This is a genomic window from Catenuloplanes nepalensis (assembly GCF_030811575.1).
Classification (GTDB): domain Bacteria; phylum Actinomycetota; class Actinomycetes; order Mycobacteriales; family Micromonosporaceae; genus Catenuloplanes; species Catenuloplanes nepalensis.
Genome location: NZ_JAUSRA010000001.1, coordinates 3530523 through 3545619, shown reverse-complemented (window position 1 = coordinate 3545619; position 15097 = coordinate 3530523). Strand labels below are relative to the sequence as shown.

The window sequence follows — 15097 nt, the reverse complement described above, 5'->3', positions numbered from 1 at the left end:
CGAGCAGGCCGGCCGGGGCCTCCCGGAGCGACCGGCCTTCACGGACCGGACGGCGTCGCTCCGGGAGGCGGCGGGAGCGAAGACTGAGCCCACGTTCGGCGGCGTCGCGTCCCGGCTGAGCACGCCGCGTTGTGCCGTGCCGCACAACAATCAGGCCAGCCTCCTAGGATGGACTAGCGGTGGTGACGCCATCACGCCGGGACACGAACGAACCCTCACACCACGATGATCTGCGGGTACGGGTGGCGCAGGAAGTCGTGATGGGAGATGTCCCAGCCGTAGGCGCCGGTGCGCGCGAAGACCAGCACGTCACCGACCCGCAGCCGGGACACCTGCACCCCCCGGGCCAGCACGTCGCGCGGCGTGCACAGCTCGCCCACCGCGTCCACCGCCACGTCCTCGACCGAAGGCCGCGCGAACGGCCACTCCCACCCGTCGTCGCGGGCCAGCACCGTGAACGGATGGCTGTACCCCCAGGCGGCGGGCAGCCGGAAATGGTGCGTCCCGCCGCGGAGCACCGCGAACCACCGCCCGTGCGTCAGCTTGAGGTCGATCACCTCGGCCGCGTACCACCCCGCGTCCGCCGCCAGCAGACGGCCGGGTTCGAAGACCAGATCGACCCCCGCGGGTACGGCGAGCGCCGCGAGCCGTTCACCCAGCACCCCGAGGTCGATCGTCGACGCGTCGGTATAGGACACGCCCAGCCCACCGCCGACGTTGACGTACCGCAGGTCCAGCCCGTATCGCCCGGCCGCCGCCACCGACCACTCCACCGCGCCCGCCACGAACGTCGCGTAGGCGTCCGCGTCCAGCGAGTTCGAGACCGCGTGCAGATGGAACCCGCGCAGGTCGACCGCGGTCAACGGCACCGCGAACGCCGCGGGAAGCGTGGCCTCGTCGATCCCGAACGGCGTCGGCGTCCCGGTCATCCGATGGCTGCCGTCCGGCCCGGCGACGGCCCGGTTGACCCGCAGCGCCGCCGTCACCCGCGCGCCGAGCCCGGCCGCGATCGCGTCCAGGCGGCGCAGCTCGAGGACGCTCTCCACGTGGATGAGCGCGCCCGCGCGTACCCCCGCGTGCAGCTCCTGATCCGTCTTCGCGGGCCCGCCGAAGGCGATCCGGGTGGCGCCGGCCGCGACCGCGAGCGCGAGTTCCCCGCCGGAGGCGACCTCGAGGCCGTCCGTGGCCGCCGCGAGCGTGGCGACCACGTCCGGGTGCCCGTTGGCCTTCACCGCGTAGAGCAGCGTGGCCCCGGCCGGCAGCGCGGCCCGGACCCGGTCCGCGGCCCGGACCAGCGCGGAACGGGAGTAGACGTAGGCGCTGACCGGCCGCTGCGCGCGCTGCAACAGAGCCTCAGGGAACATGGAGCGGGTTCCGCACCGGGTGGTGGACGTCGCCTGCGCCGGCCAGCCGCATGCGCACCAGCGCCTTGTGCGGCACCAGCGGCGCGGTCAGGGCCGCGTGATCGGCGGCCGCGGCCGGCAGCGCCCGCGGACCGCTGAGCAGCCCGTCGTAGACCTCGTCGACCACACCCCGCACCCGCCGCCAGGCCGCGGCCTCGTCCAGCGCGTGCGACCGGGTGAGCTGCACGACGATCTCGCCGAGGTGGGCCTGCAACGCGGTGTAGCCGATCTTCGCCCGCATCGTGTCCTCGTCGTCGGTCGCGGTGACCGAACCGGGCCAGAGCGGCAGGTCGATGCCGGACGCGGCCAGCCGGGGCCGGTGCAGGCGCAGGCCGGCGAAGTCGCGCAGCACGAGCCGGTGCGGCCGTCCGCCGAGGAACGTCGGCAGGCAGTTCTGCAGGTGCGCCTCGAGCGCGATGCCGTGCCGGGTCGCGAGCCGCAGCAGCGGCGGGAGCAGCAGACGCGCGTAGTCCTCGACGAAATCGAGCGCGTCCTGCGGGTACGCGTCCACGAGCCCGGCGAGCACGGTCCGGCCGGTGGCCGGGTCGGTCGCGGCGAGCGCGCTACCCGGGATCACGGTCTCGCCGTCGGCCAGCCGGTGGTCGATGCCGCGGCGCAGGATCGCGGCGAGGTCGCGCCCGGCCGCCGGCACGGCCGCGCCGGCGGTCTCGGCGAGCAGCAGCAGCCGGTGCCCGTCCGGGTCGTCGCCGGCGAGCCGGTGCAGCAGTTCGGACAGGATCGGCCCGTTCTGGGTGCTGGCCACGGAGATGCTGCGCCGGGTGGAGGTGACCTGGATGTCCAGCGACACCTTCACATAGTGGCGGGCGCCGTCCGGGCCGGGCGGCAGCAGCACGGTGCGCAGCGCCGCGGTGGGGTGGACCGGCATCTCGCCGTCGAGCGGGCGGAGCGCGCCGTCGTCGAGCAGCCCGGCGTACCGGTGGCGGACGATCGCGTCCCACTGCCAGGCGTGGACCGGCTGCACGGCGTACCCGCGGGGGGCTTCCGGAAAGCCGGGGTGGTGCAGCTCGCCGGTGAGCAGGTCACGGCGGACCGCGACGAACCGGAGCGTGGTGCCGGGCGTCTCCAGGTCGTGGGCGAGCAGGTCGGGGACGTCCCAGCCGAGCCGGGTGCGGCCGCACGGGTGCAGGTTGTGCCCGGTGATCGCGAGCCGTTCGTAGGCGAGCGCGGTCTCGTCCGCGTCCGTGGGTCGGCCGGCCGGCCGGGGCCGCGCGAACGCTACGGCCAGGTTCGCGGTCGCGTCGACGATCTCGGCGGCGAGCCCCCACGCGCCGGGGTCGCCGTCGAGCAGCGTCACCGGGTCGTCGGGCACCTCCTCCGGGTCCGGTTCGACGCGGTCGAACGCGTGCCGGGTGCCGCGCCCGGTGTAGCGGGCGCGCGCGTCGCCGATGTCCTCGCGGATCAGCGCGCCGAGCAGCCGGGTGCCGACCGTGCGCGCGGCCTCGGGTATCGCGTCCCGGAACGCGGGCAGCAGTTCGGGCGCGACCGCGCCGAGCCCGGCCGTGGTGTGCGCGACCGCGTCCCGGAGCGTGGCCGGGGCGAGTTCGCAGAGGTGGTGGCCGCGCTGGGCGGTGGTCATCGCAGTCCTGTCATCGGGTTGTCGAGGTGGGTCCACGCGTCGTCGAGCGGGTCCGTGGCGAGGCGCATCGCGGTGGTCGCCTTGAGCGGCAGTGTCGCGTGGAACAGCCCGGCGTCGTCGCCGGTCCCGAGCCGGTCGTAGGTGTCCCGGGCGACCGCGGCGACCACACCCCAGAGCGGATCAGGAGCCACGTCGTGGGTACGGGTGAGCACCGCGATCTGCTCGGCGATGGTGCCGGAGACGGCGGAGGCGAGGAGTTTGGTGCGCAGCGCGTCCGGGTCGTCGGTGCCGAGGTCGCCGTGCAGGCTCGGCACGCCGAGCGTGAACCCGTGGTGGCGCAGCCGGGCCGGGCTGATCCGGATGCCGCCGAGATCGCGGTAGAGCACGCGGGTGGGGACCCCGTCGCGGAGCGCGACCAGCGTGTTCTGGCCGTGCGCCTCGAGGGCGACGCCGCGGTGCAGCATGACGAGCAGCGGGGGGAGGATTCGCGTTACGAGTGCCTGCAGGAACGCTGCCGGGTCGCCGCCGAAGCCGGTGTCGACCGCGTCCTTCTGCAGGGCCGGCTGGGCGAGCGCGGCCAGCGGCAGGATCACCTCGCCGGGCGCCTGGCGGGGTGCCTCGCGGGCGAGGTAGGCGAGGCTGCGGCTGGGTTCGCCGTCGACCAGGACCGCGCCGGCGAACGTCTCGCGCAGGATGGTGAGGCCGGGCAGGTCGGTGGCCAGGGTGTGCAGGAGCACGGAGACGACCGGGCCGTTGCGGACCGCGGCGGGGGAGACGGTGCGGACCGCGGAGGTCATCTGCACGTCGACCGCGGTCTTGACGTGCTGGCTGCGACGGCCCACCGGCGCGAGCGTGCGCAGCGACATCAGCGGCCGGGCCGGCCGGGTGCGTCCGGTGGGGCGCAGCGCGGGGTGCGCGTCGAGGACGTGGTCGCGCTGCCAGGGGTGGACCATCAGGATCGGCGGGCCCTCGCCGTACCAGCGGTCCTCGGGCACGCGGACCTCGGCGAGCTCGACGATGGTGCGGTGCTCCGGCGCGTAGGCGAGGATCTCCTCGGTGGACAGGCCCGCGCGGGTACGGCAGCAGGGGTGGATCGGGTGTCCGTCCACCACCGACTGCTCGGCCGTGGCGAGGCCCTCCGGGTCGTCGGCGAGCTGCTTGAGGGTGGGGGTCGGGAACGCGTTCGCCCTGGCCAGGGTGAGGTTGGCGACGGAGTTGGCCAGCTCGTCCCGGAAGCGCTCCGGCATGCCGGTGAGCCGGGCGAGGTGGACGGGGTCGGTGACGGCGCCGTCCGGGCTGTGGATCTCCAGCCGTGGTCCGGGTACCGGCCCGGCCGCGTCGGCGAAGGGTGCGGTGGCCGCGGCCGGGCCGGTCAGCGTGCCGCCGTCGTCCATGGTCACGGTGAGCCGGTCGCCGGTCCAGGCGCGGCGGCCGAGGCCGGGGAGGGTCTCGCGGCCGATCGCGCCCCACAGCCGGGTGAGCACGGCCGCGCGCGCCCCCGGCAGTGCGGTGTCGTAGCCGGCGACCAGGTCCGGTCGCAGCCGTGCGAGGTCGTCGCGTGTCCGTGCCGCGTCCGGCACGTCCGCTGCGGTTGTCATCGCCGTTCGCCCCCTTCGAAACCCGTACCGTCGGCCATTTTCGACCCGTCTCCGGTGCACCGGCCGCGCGCCCCCGCCCGATGTCCCCCGTTCCATCCAAACCTAGCGTCCTAGGACGCGCTACACGGTGTGCGTCTGGCCACGTTCGTTCATCAAGGACGGCGCTGCGCGCCGGCCGCCGCCGAAAATCGCGCAGCTTCGCGGGCCAGGACGGCAGAATGGCGGGATGCTCGCCGATCTGTGGCCCCTGTACCGGCTCGCGCTCGTGACGCCGCGCCTGGAGTTGCGCCTGCCCCGGGAGGACGAGCTGGCCGCGCTCGCCGTCCTGGCCGGCCGCGGCGTGCACCCGCCGGGCGAGCGGCCGTTCCTGACGCCGTGGACCGACGGCGGCCCGGAGGATCGGGCGCGGTCGGTGCTGCGCGGCCACTGGCAGCGGCTCGCCGCCTGGGACGAGGCCGCGTGGGCTCTCGGCCTGGGCGTGTTCCGCCGGGGGAGCGGGGAGCCGATCGGCCTGGTCGCGGCGTGGGCGAGCGACTTCGCCGTGGTCCGGGAGGTGGCGACGTGGTCGTGGCTGGGTCTGGAGTTCCACAGCCGGGGCTATGGGACGGAGGCGCGGGCCGCGCTGCTGACGCTCGCGTTCGACCATCTCGGCGCGTCGGCCGCGCTCAGCGCCGTGTTCCGGGACAACCACGCGTCGCAGGCGGTGTCCCGGAAGCTCGGCTATGCGCACGACGGCATCACGGTCGACGCCCGCGACGGCGAGGCCCTGGTCTCCGACCGCCTGCGCCTGACGGCCGACCGCTGGCGCACCGTCGACCACCCCGCCGTGACGGTCACCGGCCTGGCCGCGTGCCGTTCCTGGTTCGGCCTCTGACCTATCGTCCTAGGATGCTCTACGCGGTGTGCGCCACGCCGCACCGCTCACTCGACCGGAAAGACCCGATGAGGACGGCGCAAGCGCCGACAGACCGCGGATTCGTCTGTGGCCACGCCGTGCTTCCTGGCTCTCCGGGATCGAGATCACCCAACCGGCGGCTCGTCGGCACGCTCACCTTCGACGCCGACAGGTCCGGACCGGCCTCGTCCGCCTGGCGGAGGTGAGACGGAGCCGGCGTGAGCGACGCGACCGGCCGCGGTGAGGGCGAAGCCGATGCCGGGCAGGTCGGCGTCGTGCCAGGGGCGGGTGAGCAGGAGGACGCCGAGTGCGGCGATCGGTGGCCAGAGCCAGCGGGTGCGGCCGGTGCCCTGGATGACGGCGACGGTGAGCGGGCCGAGGAATTCCAGGGCGCTGGCGGTGCCGAGGGGGAGGCGTGCGGCGGCGGCCATGAAGGTGAGCAGCATGGTGCAAGGCCTTCGCGGGGTACGAGTGGATCGTCAATTCCCGGAACGCGATGGACGAGCGGGTGGTGCGCACGCTCGGGTCGATGGCGGGTTTCGCGCCGCGGGTGACGCACCGGTCGGACAGTCTGGAGCTGCTGCAGGACCTGATCGTGGCCGGTGCGGGGCGGTGTGCGGGTGGTGGCGTTGCGCGGCCCGGAGGTGGTGATGCGCGCGTACGCGATCACCCGGCCGGGCCGGGACGTGTGGCCACCGTTGGCGCTGGTGCTGGGCCTATTGGCCGGGTGAGGCGAATCGGATGACGAGTGGCCGGTGGTCGGAGACGGGCACGTCGGGTGTGTCGACGGCGATGACGTCGCCGATGCCGGCGCGGTCGCGTGGGTCGAGGAGCACGTGGTCGAGTTGGAGTGTCGGTGCCGGGCTGGGGAACGTGGGGGTGCGGGCCAGGGTCGTCCAGCGGGACATGCGGGTGGCGACGGTGGCGGGGAGGTTGAGGTCGCCGGTGAGCAGCCGGGGTCCGGGCATGCCGCGCAGTGCGCGGATGGCGGCGCGGAGCTGGATGAGGTTCCAGCCGGGTACGAAGGACAGGTGGGTGGTGGCGACGGTGATGGTGCCGCCCCAGGGTGGTTCGACGACGGCGGCGAGCAGGACGCGGGGTTCGTCGCGGATCAGGATGGGTTTCGGGGTGAAGACGGGTGCGCGGACGGGTGCGGCGGGGAGGCGGACGATGCGCCATTGCCGGACGGGCCAGCGGGAGACGAGTCCGATGCCGTAGTTGGGCTGGTCTGCGCCGTCGTCGTCGTGGGTGAGTGGCCGGAAGCCTTCGCCGGGGGTGCCGACGACCGCGGCCGCGAATCGGTGGTGGCCGGCGCCGAGGGCGTCGGCGGCGAGGACGGTGAGGTCGAGGTGGTGGCTGCGGGCTTGGGCGCGGTCGACTTCCTGGAGTCCGAGGATGTCGGCGTCGAGGGTTTTGATGGCGTCGGTGAGCCGGTCGGCGTCGACGGTGCCGTCGCGCAGGGAGCGGCCGTGGAGGATGTTGAAGGTGGCGAGGCGCACTCCTGTCACGGTAAGGGGTGTGGGGTGCCGGGGCGCTCCGGTCCGTGCGGCCAGGCCGGGTACGGTGGCGTCCGTGCTGGTTAAAGCCCTATTCTGTCTCGGTGTGGTGTTCGTCGCCGGTGCGGTCGCCGGTTGGTGGCTGCGGAGTTCGCGGCGGGGTCTGTAGGTGGACGCGGGTCAGATCGCGGTTCTGCTGGTGGCGGCCGCGGCTGCGGGCTGGGTCGATGCGGTGGTCGGTGGTGGCGGGTTGTTGTTGCTGCCGGCGTTGATGATCGCGGCGCCGGGTGTGCCGCTGGCGACGGCGTTGGGGACGAACAAGCTGGCGGCGATCGCGGGGACGGCGACGGCCGCGGTGACGTACGCACGCCGGACGAAGATCGACTGGTGGGTGGCGGGCCCGGCCGCGGGTGGTGCGGTGGTGCTGTCCGGTGTCGGTGCGGTGCTGGCCGGGAGTGTGCCGGCGTCGGCGTACCGGCCGGTGGTGCTTGGTGTTCTGGCGGGTGTGGCGTTGTTCGTGACGTTCCGGCCGCGGATGGGTGTGACGTCGGTGCCGGAGAAGCGGACGCGGTCGCGGGCGGCGCTGGTCGTGGCGATCGCGGGTGGGCTGATCGCGTTCTATGACGGGATGATCGGTCCGGGGACGGGCACGTTCCTGGTGCTGGCGTTCACGACGGTGATCGGCGCGGATTTCGTGCACGCGTCCGCGATGGCGAAGATGGTGAACGCGGGTACGAACCTGGGCGCGTTGATCGTGTTCGGTCTGGGTGGGCACATCTTCTGGGCGCTGGGTCTGGCGATGGCGGTGTGCAACGTCGTGGGTGCGGCGTTCGGGGCGCGGATGGCGTTGCGGCGCGGTTCCGGTTTCGTGCGGGTCGTGCTGCTGGTCGTGGTGCTGGCGTTGCTGGTGAAACTATCGTGGGACCAGTGGATGGCCTGAGACCGCTGCTGATCGACTGTGACCCCGGCATCGACGACATGGTCGCGCTGCTGCTGGCGTGCGCGAGCCCGGAGGTGGAGCTGCTGGGGGTGTCCACGGTCGCGGGGAACGTCGGTGGTGAGCTGACCGCCCGGAATGCCCTGGATGTGCTGGCGCTGGCCGGCCGGTCGGATGTGCCGGTGGCGGTGGGCGCGGACCGGCCGTTGGTCGTGGAGGGGTTGCGTGGTCATCGGGGTGCGCATGGCGACACGGGTCTCGGCGGTGCCCGGCTGCCGCGATCGCCGTCGCGGCCGGTGGGCGGGCATGCGGTGCCGTTCCTCGCGGAGATGATCGAGAGCAGCGAGCGCCCGGTGACGCTGGTGGCGGTGGGGCCGCTGACGAATGTGGCGTTGCTGTTCGCGTTGTTCCCGGATGTTGCCGCGCGCCTGGATCGTCTGGTCGTGATGGGTGGTGCGGTCGGCCGGGGGAACATCACGCCGGCTGCGGAGTTCAACGTGTGGGCTGATCCGGAGGCGGCGTACCGGGTGTTGTCCGCGCCGGGTCTGCCGCGGCGGGTGCCGACGACGATGGTGGGCCTGGACGTGACGTTGCGGACGCTGATCGGCCCGGCCGACGCGGACGGGTTGCGGGCGGCCGGGGGTGCGGGCGCGCTGGTGGCGGATGCGATCGCCGAATATGTGCACGGTGCACCGGACGGCGGTGGGGTGCCGATGCACGACGCGGTGGCGGTGGCGGAGGCGGTTCGGCCGGGAATCCTGGACTGCCGTCCGGCTCGGATCGACGTCGACCACGGTTTCGGCCCGGAGCGCGGCCGGACGGTCGTGGATCTCGATGGTGCGGAGGTGTCGGTGGCGGTCGGCGCGGACTGTCCGGCGGTGGTCCGTTTCGTCCTGGACCGGATCGTGCGCTGATCCGGGCGCTGCGGCTGCCGCGGCGCGATGTGCTGGCGCGCCACCGGGCGAGCGCGGCATATGCTCGCGGGCATGACGGCGGTGTGGCGGGCTGCGGATATTCCGGATCTGAGCGGAAGGACCGCGGTCGTCACCGGCACGTCCAGCGGTCTGGGTGCGGTGATCGCGGCGGAGTTGGCCCGGCACGGCGCGCACGTGATCCACGGCGTGCGTGACCTGGCTTCGGCGCCGGCCGGTGCGGATGCGCGCCGGCTCGATCTGGCGGACCTGGACGTGGTGGCCGGTTTTGCCGCGTCGGTGGACGGTTTCGATGTGCTGGTCAACAACGCGGGCGTGATGTGGACGCCGCTGCGGCGTACCCGGCAGGGTTTCGAATGGCAGTTCGGGGTGAATCATCTCGGGCATTTCGCGTTGACCGCGCTGTTGTGGCCGCGGCGGCGTCCGGGTGCGAGGGTGGTGACGATGTCGTCGATCCTGCACCGGACCGGCCGGCTGGACCTGGCCGATCCGAACTGGCTGTCGCGGCGGTATTCGCCGGAGGCCGCGTATGCGCAGTCGAAGTATGCGAACGTGACGTTCGCGGTGGAGTTGCATCGTCGTGGTGGTGCGAGCTTGGCCGCGCATCCGGGTTATGCGCGGACGCGGTTGCAGACGAGCGGGCCGACCGGGGTGCGGGCCGCGGTCGGTGCGGTGCTGAACCCGGTGTTCGGTCAGCCGGCCGGGATGGGTGCGCTGCCGGCGCTGTTCGCGGCGACGTCGCCGGACGCGGTGCCGGGCAGTTTCGTCGGCCCGTCGTTCCTGGAGGTGTGGGGCGGTCCGGTGGTGGTCGCGCCGGCGCGGGGTGTGGGGTCGCCGGAGTTGGGGGAGCGGTTGTGGGCGGTGTCGGAGGAGCTGACCGGGGTCCCGTTCGCCGTATAGTTTTCATCTTCCGGCAAGATCGCTGTTGTGACTGACGACGCGACCGACGCGGTCCGCGGGCATCTGCGCCGCGTGCTGCTGCACAACAGGGATCTCAAACAGCGCCGGCTGGACCGGATCGCGGCCGAGGAGGCCGCCGGTCACCGGATCGTGTCCGGTGGCCGGGCGCACGGCGCGCAGTGGAGCCTGCAGGACTGGCGTACCGGGGAGACGATCGCCTCCGGCCAGCAGGGCATCGACGAGTTCGACGAGGTCCGGGAGCGCCTCGACCCGGACGACACGTGGCTGCACATCGACGAGATCTCGTTCGACCCGGAGCCGTACCGCCCGATTCCCGCGGACGGCCTTCCCGGCGACCTCGGCATCGTGCTGCAGCAGTGGATCAGCGGCACCGGCACCAGCTCGGCGGCGCTCGCCGCGTTCATCGGCTGGACCGAGGAGCAGGTCGACGAGGCCCGCTGAAAGACCTCGAAGCGCATTTTCCCGCTTCCGGCGTGGGCACGTTCCGCATGCTCCCGCGGGCACCGGTCGGCCGCAGGCGGCCTCCCTGCCGGACCCGGCGTGGCCACCCCACCCACACCGGACCGCCCTCGCTGGCTGACGTCAGCCACCCCTCGCCACATCCAGACGGCGCCACCGGGTCTGATCTCGCCGTGGCGAGATCAGACCCGGTGGCCGCCGGGCGTGGCCGCCGGGCGTGGCCGCCGGGCGTGGCCGCCGGGCGTGGCCGCCGGGCGTGGCCGCCGGGCGTGGCCGCCGGGCGTGGCCGCCGGGCGTGGCCGCCGGGCGTGGCCGCCGGGCGTGGCCGCCGGGCGTGGCCGCCGGGCGTGGCCGCCGGGCGTGGCCGCCGGGCGTGGCCGCCGGGCGTGGCCGCCGGGCGTGGCCGCCGGGCGTGGCCGCCGGCGGCGCGGATCTCGTGATCCGCGTGCCGCTCTGGCGCTCGCGTGCCGGGTTCGTGCCAGGTTCGTTCATAACTCGCGTATCGTTCCGGCACCGTGCAGGCTTGGCGGGCACTTCGTGCCCAAAATTTCAACATAAAGTCGGTGCCTAATCCGTCTCGCCGCCCTCGCGCGATCTTCGCGGGGCGGCGCTAGCGCCTGAGTGATCAATCAGTGGAGCAAAAGATAGGTCAACTAGCGAAGTTGACCTATCTTTTGCTCCACTGATTGATCACTCAGCGCCAGGAGGGGCAGGCCCGGCGGAGGTGGGCGCTGCGGCTGGGACAAGATATGGGGAAATTTCGGGCGCTTCGCGCCCGAAGCGCGCTGGTGGCCATGCTTCCGGACCCGGCATGGTCGCGAACCCTCGCGGGCGTGAGCTGAACGCCACGCGAACTCGCCGCCGGCTTGGTCACCGAACCTTCGCCCGCGCGGGTTACTGCCTCCTGCGCGGACTCCTCGATGATCGCCCTTGCTCCGCCTATCCGGAGGTGCACCGCGCGCCAGCTCGGCCTTCGGTTCGTGTCGTAGTAAGCAGAGACCCCGCAGGCCGCGATCAAGAGGTGACCAGCATCGGCGGTCGTGCGGTTCCGCGCATGATCAGGTGGCAACCACAGGAGCCGCGTGGGTCAGAGCACCTTCGGTGGGGTGTTGCCGGCGGCGATGATGGCGCGGCGGACGGGGACGAACAGCAGCAGGGCGAAGCCGGCGACGAAGAAGATCAGGAGGCTGATCAGGCCGGTGCGGTAGCTGTTGGTGAGCTGGAAGACCAGGCCGAACAGCAGTGGGCCGAGCCAGGACGTGCCCTTGTCGCTGATCTCGTAGAAGCCGTAGTACTCGCCTTCCTTGCCGGCCGGGATGAGCTGGGAGAACAGGGAGCGGGACAGGGCCTGGCTGCCGCCGAGGACCAGGCCGATGCACGCGCCGAGGATCATGAACGGGATCGGGGCCTCGGCGGGGAGCCAGAACGCGCCGAGGATGACGAACGTCCAGAGGACGAGGCTGGCCAGGATGGTCTTCCAGGCGCCGACGGCGGCGGCGACGCGGCCGAGGAGCAGTGCGCCGCCGAACGCGAGGAACTGCACGATCAGGATCGTGATGATGAGCGTGGACTGCGGCAGGCGCAGTTCCTCGGTGCCGTACTGGCTGGCGAGGTTGATCACGGTCTGGATGCCGTCGTTGTAGACGAGGAACGCGACCAGGAAGAACAACGTCAGCGGGTACGCGCGCATCTGCCTGATCGTGTGGCCGAGCTGGACGAATCCGTCGGTGAGCACGTTGCGGCCGCCGCGGTCGGCGACGGACGGGCGCTCTCGCAGCCAGATCAGCGGGACGAGGGTGAACAGGGCCCACCAGACGCCGGCGGAGACGATGCACCAGCGGGCGATGTCGAGCGTCGACCGCGGGTCGTCCGGGTTCTCGAACATGGTGAGCGCGACGAGGTTGAGGGCGAGGAGCAGGCCGCCGCCGAGGTAGCCGAGCGCCCAGCCGCGGCTGGAGATCCTGTCGCGTTCGTCGGGTCCGCCGAGCTGCGGCAGGAACGAGTTGTAGACGACGACGGAGGCGCCGAGTGCGACGTTGCCGAGGACGAACAGGGCGCCGCCGAGCAGGTAGCGGTCGCCGGTGACGAACGCCATCGCGATGGTCGCGCCGGAGCCGAGGAACGCGGTCGCGGCGAGCATCGTCTTCTTGTGCCGGGACCGGTCGGCGATCGCGCCGGTGACCGGGAGGACGAACACGGTCAGCAGCACCGACAGTGACACGAGGTACGGGTAGTACGAGCCGGGTGCGATGGTGATGCCGAGCGGGGAGACGGTCGCGTCGCAGGTGTCCGCGCCGAGTTCGCAGCCGGCCGCGACCTTGGTGATGCTGGTCAGGAACGGGCCGAGGAACACGGTGATGACCGTGGTCGAGAACGCGGACATGGCCCAGTCGTAGAAGTACCAGCCGGTGCGTTCACGCCGCGTGGTCATAACGGCAGTTGTCATGAAATATCCAAATATGTCAGGCGGGCCAGGCGCCGCGCTGGGTGTAGACGTCGCGGAGCACGTCGAGGCGGTCGGTCATGATGCCGTCCACGCCGAGGTCGAGCAGCGCGTGCATCTGTGCGGGATCATCGACGGTCCACACGTGGACCTGCAAGCCCTGCGCGTGCGCGGCGCGGACGAAACGCGCGTCGACGACGGGCAGCCGGCCGTAGCGGACCGGGACCTGCGCGGCCACCACCGATTCCGGCAGCTTGACGGGCCGCCCGGCCAGCGACGCGACCCGCAGCTTCGCGACCGCCCGCATGCCCATGGACGTGGCGATCCGCGGCCCGGCGATCGCCCGGATCCGGTCCAGGCGCGCGTCGGAGAAGCTGGCCAGCAGCACCCGGTCCTGGGCGACGACGGACTCGATCACCCGGATGGTGGGTTCCTCGCCGCCGTCGGCCTTCACGTCGATGTTGAACCGCACCTGCGGCCACGCGTCCAGGATCTCGTCGAGCCGGGGTACGGCCGCCGCGCCCGCGACCCGCACGCTCGCCAGGTCCGCCCAGGTCAGCTGCGAGACGCGCTCCGGACGGCCGGTGAGCCGGCGCAGGTCCGGGTCGTGGAAGACGACCGGGACGCCGTCGGCGGTGGCGTGCACGTCGGTCTCCACGTACCGGTAGCCGAGCCGGATCGCGTTGCCGAACGCCTCCGCCGTGTTCTCGACGCCGTCCGCGGCACCGCCTCGGTGCGCGAACGCGATCGGCACGGGCGCGTCCAGGTACGGGTACGGGTGATCCACTCGCGCAGTATGCCGGGTGCCCGCCGTCGCGCAGGCGTCCGGACGGTGAACATGTTTTGCGTCGGGAAGCCGACCGTTACGGCGCGCTGTCCCCGCGTGCCCTCATGATCGGCGGTGCCTTAGGGTGTCCCGATGCGCGTCCTGGCGATCGATTTCGGCACCTCCAACACCGTGGCCGTGGTGCGGTCGAACAACGGCCCGGCACGCGCGCTGGTCTTCGACTCCTCGCCGCTGTTGCCGTCGTGCGTCTACCTGGACAGTAACGGACAGATCCGCACCGGCCGGGACGCGGAACGGTCGGCGTTGCACGACCCGTCGCGGTTCGAGCCGAACCCGAAGCGCCGCATCGACGACGGCGCGGTCCTGCTCGGCGGCGTCGAGATCCCGGTCGCGCAGCTCATCGCCGCGGTGCTGCGCCGCGTCGGTGAGGAGGCGGCCCGGCACCTGGGCGGCGCACCGGACGAGCTGCGGATGACACATCCGGCGCAGTGGGGCGAGCGGCGGCGGGCCGCGCTGTTCGAGGCCGCGCGGCTGGCCGGGCTGCCGCAGCCGCGCCTGATAGCCGAACCCGTCGCGGCCGCGTCGTACTACACGTCCGTGCTCGGCGCGCACCTCGCACCCGGCCGCGCCCTGGCGATCTACGACCTGGGCGGTGGCACGTTCGACGCGGCCGTGGTCCGGCACGCCGGCCCGGCCGGGTTCGAGGTCCTCGCCCAGCGCGGCCTGCACGACCTCGGCGGCCTCGACTTCGACCAGCTGCTCGTCGACCACCTCGGCCGCGCCTACGGTGCCGGGGCGAACCCGCTCTGGCAGGGCCTGATCGCACCCCGGGACGCGACGCAGCGCCGGCAGCGCACGCTGCTCTACGACGACGTGCGCGGCGCGAAGGAGTCGCTGTCGCGGGCCAACAGCGCGGACGTGCACGTGCCGTCGATGGACATCTCCGCGCACGTGACCCGGGAGGAGTTCGACGGGCTGCTGCGCCCGCACCTGGCCCGCACCGTCGACACGCTCCTGGAGACGGTCGCCGCCGCCCGGCTCGCCCCCACCCACCTGGCCGGCGTGTTCCTGGTCGGCGGGTCGTCGCGGATCCCGCTGGTCGCGAGCCTGCTGCACAACCGGATCGGGGTCGCGCCGACCACCCTCGAACAGCCGGAGACGGTCGTCGCCGAGGGCGCCGCCTACCACGGCGGGCCGGCACCGACGCCCGCGCAGCGGCCCGCACCGGTGTCGGTGCCGCCGTACCGGCCGGTCGCCACGTCCGGCGGGCCGGCCTACCCGACGTCCGGGCCGCCGCAGATGCAGCCGCCCCCGCCGGTCATGCACCAGGCCCCGCCGCAGATGCACCAGCAGCCGGTGATGCACCCGCCGATGGTCGCGAAGGGCCCGGTCGCGCCGCCGCGCCCGCCGGTGATGACCGGCCCGAAACGCGCCTGGTACAAGGACCCGCGCTGGATCTGGGCGATCGCGCTGCTCAACATCATCTGGATCCTGTGCTGCGTGTGTATCAACGTGCTGCCGGACACCGAGACCGGCGGCGAGCCCGGCTCCACGCCGACGCCGTACACCACGTACTGATGCGCTTCTGACCGCTTCGCACCCGTCCGGGCCGCAATCGCCTGAGATGAT

Annotated in this window: 15 protein-coding genes; 8 read left to right on the top strand and 7 right to left on the bottom strand. The window is 72.9% G+C overall.

The genetic code is table 11. The features are described 5' to 3' along the window. Positions 1-215 precede the first annotated feature (215 nt). The 3 genes from J2S43_RS15195 to J2S43_RS15185 are packed head-to-tail and all read right to left on the bottom strand — an operon-like array spanning position 216 to position 4598. Positions 216-1364, bottom strand: coding sequence for a type III PLP-dependent enzyme domain-containing protein (locus tag J2S43_RS15195; protein WP_306829684.1), 1149 nt, complete (start codon positions 1362-1364; stop codon positions 216-218). Next, the gene (locus J2S43_RS15190) at positions 1354-3000 is read right to left on the bottom strand and encodes an IucA/IucC family protein (protein ID WP_306829683.1); all 1647 of its coding nucleotides are present in this window, start codon (positions 2998-3000) and stop codon (positions 1354-1356) included. The genes J2S43_RS15195 and J2S43_RS15190 overlap by 11 nt, the downstream gene beginning before the upstream one ends. Continuing rightward, the gene (locus J2S43_RS15185) at positions 2997-4598 is read right to left on the bottom strand and encodes an IucA/IucC family protein (RefSeq protein ID WP_306829682.1); all 1602 of its coding nucleotides are present in this window, start codon (positions 4596-4598) and stop codon (positions 2997-2999) included. The genes J2S43_RS15190 and J2S43_RS15185 overlap by 4 nt, the downstream gene beginning before the upstream one ends. A gap of 226 nt (positions 4599-4824) precedes the next feature. On the opposite strand from J2S43_RS15185, the gene J2S43_RS15180 reads away from it, so the two are divergent. Further along, entirely contained in the window at positions 4825-5472 is a 648-nt protein-coding gene (locus J2S43_RS15180) for a GNAT family N-acetyltransferase (RefSeq protein WP_306829681.1), read from the top strand. A 146-nt stretch (positions 5473-5618) separates the two neighbouring features. Here the strand turns inward: J2S43_RS15180 and J2S43_RS15175 are convergent, their stop codons facing one another. Next, positions 5619-5939, bottom strand: a complete 321-nt coding sequence (locus J2S43_RS15175; protein ID WP_306829680.1) for a DMT family transporter — start codon at positions 5937-5939, stop codon at positions 5619-5621. A 156-nt stretch (positions 5940-6095) separates the two neighbouring features. Between J2S43_RS15175 and J2S43_RS15170 the strand changes: the two genes are divergently transcribed. Continuing rightward, a complete protein-coding gene (locus J2S43_RS15170) occupies positions 6096-6224 on the top strand; it encodes a hypothetical protein (RefSeq protein ID WP_306829679.1) in 129 nt (42 codons plus the stop codon). On the opposite strand, the gene J2S43_RS15165 is transcribed toward J2S43_RS15170, so the two are convergent. After that, complete coding sequence (locus J2S43_RS15165; RefSeq protein ID WP_306829678.1) at positions 6210-6992, bottom strand: endonuclease/exonuclease/phosphatase family protein; 783 nt, start codon at positions 6990-6992, stop codon at positions 6210-6212. The two genes, J2S43_RS15170 and J2S43_RS15165, sit on opposite strands and share 15 nt — an antisense overlap. Before the next feature lie 166 nt (positions 6993-7158). Between J2S43_RS15165 and J2S43_RS15160 the strand changes: the two genes are divergently transcribed. The 5 genes from J2S43_RS15160 (at position 7159) to J2S43_RS15140 (ending at position 10678) form a co-directional block, all read left to right on the top strand. Further along, positions 7159-7929 carry a TSUP family transporter gene (locus tag J2S43_RS15160; protein ID WP_306829677.1) on the top strand — a complete coding sequence of 257 codons (771 nt, stop codon included), beginning with the start codon at positions 7159-7161 and terminating at the stop codon, positions 7927-7929. After that, entirely contained in the window at positions 7917-8840 is a 924-nt protein-coding gene (locus tag J2S43_RS15155; RefSeq protein ID WP_306829676.1) for a nucleoside hydrolase, read from the top strand. Before J2S43_RS15160 ends, J2S43_RS15155 begins: the two co-directional genes overlap by 13 nt. A 72-nt stretch (positions 8841-8912) precedes the next feature. Then, the gene (locus J2S43_RS15150) at positions 8913-9758 is read left to right on the top strand and encodes an SDR family NAD(P)-dependent oxidoreductase (protein ID WP_306829675.1); all 846 of its coding nucleotides are present in this window, start codon (positions 8913-8915) and stop codon (positions 9756-9758) included. Positions 9759-9785: 27 nt separating this feature from the next. Then, complete coding sequence (locus tag J2S43_RS15145) at positions 9786-10220, top strand: hypothetical protein (protein WP_306829674.1); 435 nt, start codon at positions 9786-9788, stop codon at positions 10218-10220. 191 nt (positions 10221-10411) lie between these two features. Continuing rightward, on the top strand, positions 10412-10678 hold the full coding sequence (locus J2S43_RS15140) for a hypothetical protein (protein WP_306829673.1): 267 nt from the start codon (positions 10412-10414) through the stop codon (positions 10676-10678). A 647-nt stretch (positions 10679-11325) separates the two neighbouring features. Here J2S43_RS15140 and J2S43_RS15135 read toward each other — a convergent pair. Both J2S43_RS15135 and J2S43_RS15130 read right to left on the bottom strand, forming a co-directional pair. After that, on the bottom strand, positions 11326-12684 hold the full coding sequence (locus J2S43_RS15135; RefSeq protein WP_306829672.1) for an MFS transporter: 1359 nt from the start codon (positions 12682-12684) through the stop codon (positions 11326-11328). Positions 12685-12700: 16 nt separating this feature from the next. Then, complete coding sequence (locus J2S43_RS15130; protein WP_306829671.1) at positions 12701-13468, bottom strand: glycerophosphodiester phosphodiesterase family protein; 768 nt, start codon at positions 13466-13468, stop codon at positions 12701-12703. Between the two features lie 132 nt (positions 13469-13600). Here J2S43_RS15130 and J2S43_RS15125 point away from each other — a divergent pair, with 132 nt between their 5' ends. Next, on the top strand, positions 13601-15046 hold the full coding sequence (locus J2S43_RS15125; protein WP_306829670.1) for an Hsp70 family protein: 1446 nt from the start codon (positions 13601-13603) through the stop codon (positions 15044-15046). Positions 15047-15097 lie beyond the last annotated feature (51 nt).